The organism is Rhodosalinus sediminis, assembly GCF_003385555.1.
In the GTDB taxonomy this organism is placed as follows: domain Bacteria; phylum Pseudomonadota; class Alphaproteobacteria; order Rhodobacterales; family Rhodobacteraceae; genus Rhodosalinus; species Rhodosalinus sediminis.
Window position 1 is genome coordinate 230,342 of sequence record NZ_QOHR01000004.1, and the last position, 2,873, is coordinate 233,214.

At 72.3% G+C, this 2,873-nt stretch carries 3 protein-coding genes; 2 read left to right on the forward strand and 1 reads right to left on the reverse strand.

Annotated elements, in window-relative coordinates:
* Positions 1–153: 153 nt before the first annotated feature.
* On the reverse strand, positions 154–1,455 hold the full coding sequence (gene hisD, locus DRV84_RS05800; RefSeq protein ID WP_115978927.1) for a histidinol dehydrogenase: 1,302 nt from the start codon (positions 1,453–1,455) through the stop codon (positions 154–156).
* Between the two features lie 182 nt (positions 1,456–1,637).
* On the opposite strand from hisD, the gene DRV84_RS05805 reads away from it, so the two are divergent.
* On the forward strand, positions 1,638–2,039 hold the full coding sequence (locus DRV84_RS05805; protein ID WP_115978928.1) for a c-type cytochrome: 402 nt from the start codon (positions 1,638–1,640) through the stop codon (positions 2,037–2,039).
* A 582-nt stretch (positions 2,040–2,621) separates the two neighbouring features.
* Positions 2,622–2,873, forward strand: a 252-nt coding sequence (locus tag DRV84_RS15845; protein WP_205026723.1) for a DUF6538 domain-containing protein, incomplete at its 3' end; no start/stop codon positions are given.

The following is a 2,873-nucleotide window of genomic DNA, read 5'->3' on the forward strand; positions in this document are numbered from 1 at the left end:
GGGGGGGGGGGGGGGGGGCGCCCGGGCGGAGGCAGAGCCCGCAAGGTCGCGGACGGTCCCGCTGCCCGCGCGCTGGGCGGAGCTCCCTGCCGCAGCGATCCACCAGCCCCGCGGCGCGCCCGTGCCGCGGCGCTCGATCGCCTGCCGCGCCGCTCAGCCGTTGAGCCGGCCGAGGCGCGCGGCGACCGAGGCCGCGTGCGCGCCGAGCCCCTCGGCCTCCGCGATGCGCTCGGCCGCCGGGCCGATGGCGCGCATCGCCTCGGGCGTCAGCCGCGCGGTCGTCGTGCGCTTCAGGAAGTCGAGCACCGAGAGCCCGGAGGAAAAGCGCGCCGAGCGCGCCGTCGGCAGCACGTGGTTCGGCCCGCCCACGTAGTCGCCGATCGCCTCCGGCGTCCACGGCCCGAGGAACATCGCGCCCGCGTTGTCGATCCGTCCGGCGAGCGCCTCCGGCTCGGCGACGCAGAGCTCCAGGTGCTCGGGCGCGATCCGGTCGGCGAGGGTCGCGGCCTCCTCGAGGTCGCGCACCGTGATCACCGCGCCGTAATCGCGCCAGCTCGCCCCCGCGACGTCGCGCCGCGCCAGCGTCTCGAGCCGCGCCTCCACGGCGGCGGCGACCGCCCGGGCCAAGGCGCCGTCCGGCGTGATCAGCACCGCCTGCGCGCTCGCGTCGTGCTCGGCCTGGCTCAGCAGGTCGAGCGCGATCCAGTCCGGGTCGTTGTCGGCGTCGGCGATCACGAGGATTTCCGAGGGCCCGGCGATCATGTCGATGCCGACATGGCCGAAGACCTGCCGCTTGGCCTCGGCGACATAGGCGTTGCCCGGGCCGGTGATCTTGTCCACCGCCGGGATCGTCTCGGTGCCGTAGGCGAAGGCGGCGATCGCCTGCGCGCCGCCCACGCGATAGATCTCGTCCACGCCCGCGATGCGCGCCGCCATCATCACCAGCGGGTTGGCGCGCCCGTCCGGGGTGGGCACCGCCACGGCGAGGCGCGGCACGCCCGCGGTGCGCGCCGGCACCGCGTTCATCAGAAGCGAAGAGGGATAGGAGGCGAGGCCACCGGGCACGTAAAGCCCCGCCGCGCCCACCGGCCGCCAGCGCCAGCCGAGCGTCGCGCCCTCCGGGTCGGTGAAGGCCGCGTCCTCGGGCATCTGGCGCGCGTGATAGGCGCGGATGCGCTCGGCGGCGAGCTCCAGCGCCGCGCGGTCCTCCGCCGAGACCTCGGCGCAGAGCGCGTCCACCTCCCCGGCGGTGAAGGCGAGCCGGTCTGGCGTGAGCTCCACCCGGTCGAAGCGCGCCGTGAGCTCGATCAGCGCCGCGTCGCCGCGCCGGCGCACGTCCTCGAGAATGGCGCGCACGGCGGCGTCGACGTCGGCGCTCTCCTCGCGCTTTGCGTCGAGAAGCGCCGCGAAGCCCGCGTCGAACGCGGGGTCGGTCGTGTCGAGGAACTGGGGCACGGGCGTCTCCTGTCTTTGCCGGCGACATAGCCAGCGCGCCGCCCGGCCTCAAGCCCGTCCGCCGCGCCGTTGCCCGCCGTCAAGGCGCCGCCCGCCGGGCGCTGCCAGTCTCCGCGGGGCGACAGGAGCGTGCCATCGCCACGTTGAGGCGCGCTGCGTCATGGAACCCGGAGGAAGACGACATGGTGACGAAACAGAAGCTGCTGGCCGGACTGGTCGCCGCGCTCGCCGCCTCGGCGGCCGGCGCACAGGACGAGGGCGCCGGCGCACGCGAATATACAGCCGCCTGCGCCAGCTGCCACGGCGAGACCGGCAAGGGCGCGGGGCCGCTCGCGGAGCTGATGACCGTCCCCGTGCCCGACCTCACCACGCTTACGGCGGAGAACGAGGGCACCTTCCCCATGCTCGAGGTGATCCAGGTGATCGACGGGCGCACCGGCATCCGCGGGCACGGGTACCCGATGCCGGTCTGGGGCGACCGCTTCAAGGCGCGCGAGATGGGGGCGGGCGCGTACGCCGCCGAACTGGCCACGCGGGGCCGCATCCTCTCGATCGCGCTCCACCTCGAGTCGCTGCAGGAGTGACACCGCGCGGCGCGGCGCGGCCGTGCGGCCGCACGCTCTCTGGCACTTCGTGCAGTAAAAGGGGGGGGCGCTGCCCCCCTCGGCCCGTTCCGGGCCTCACCCCCCGGAGTATTTCTGCCAAGATGATGGGTCGGGGGACGCTGCCCCCCATCATCTTGGTCCAAATACTCCGGGGGTGAATTGGCCGAAGGCCAAGAGGGGGCAGCGCCCCCTGTGGCTGATCCTGAGCGAGACCCTGCCGGTCGGTGCGCCGACCAGGCCTGAAGCCGCGCCGGAAGCAATCCCCGGCCGCATCGCAATNGGCTGATCCTGAGCGAGACCCTGCCGGTCGGTGCGCCGACCAGGCCTGAAGCCGCGCCGGAAGCAATCCCCGGCCGCATCGCAATGCGCTCGCCCCAAGGCACGCCCCTGCGGCTGCGACACGTTGCGCGGCATGGGCTCGCGTTGCTGGGTATATGCTGGCTGGGGTGGCAGGAGGAAAAGTGGCGCCGCCCTCAACCCACTGAAAACGAACACTCTTGTTGCTCATCAATGGGTTAGGTGCTATCAAGCTGTACCACCAACTTGTACCATCGTGATGACATGGCTGGCAGTCTGCACTACCTGAAGAAGCAGGGTCATACTTGGTATTTCCAGCGCGCCGTCCCGAGGGACCTTCGTGGAAAACTGGGGCGCGACCAGATCGTCGAGACACTCCAGACCCGCGATGTGAGCGAGGCGATGGCCCAGAGGACAGAGAGAGCCGCTCATTGGGAGGCTGTCTTCTCGCAGATGCGCGGCACCTTGCGGCCTGACGCAAGTGCATCTGAGCTATACCCGAATTTGGGTGACACG

Coding starts and splice junctions, on each gene's coding strand:
- DRV84_RS05805 (WP_115978928.1), top strand. CDS start 1,638: ATGGTGACGAAACAGAAGCTGCTGGCCGGACTGGTCGCCGCGCTCGCC.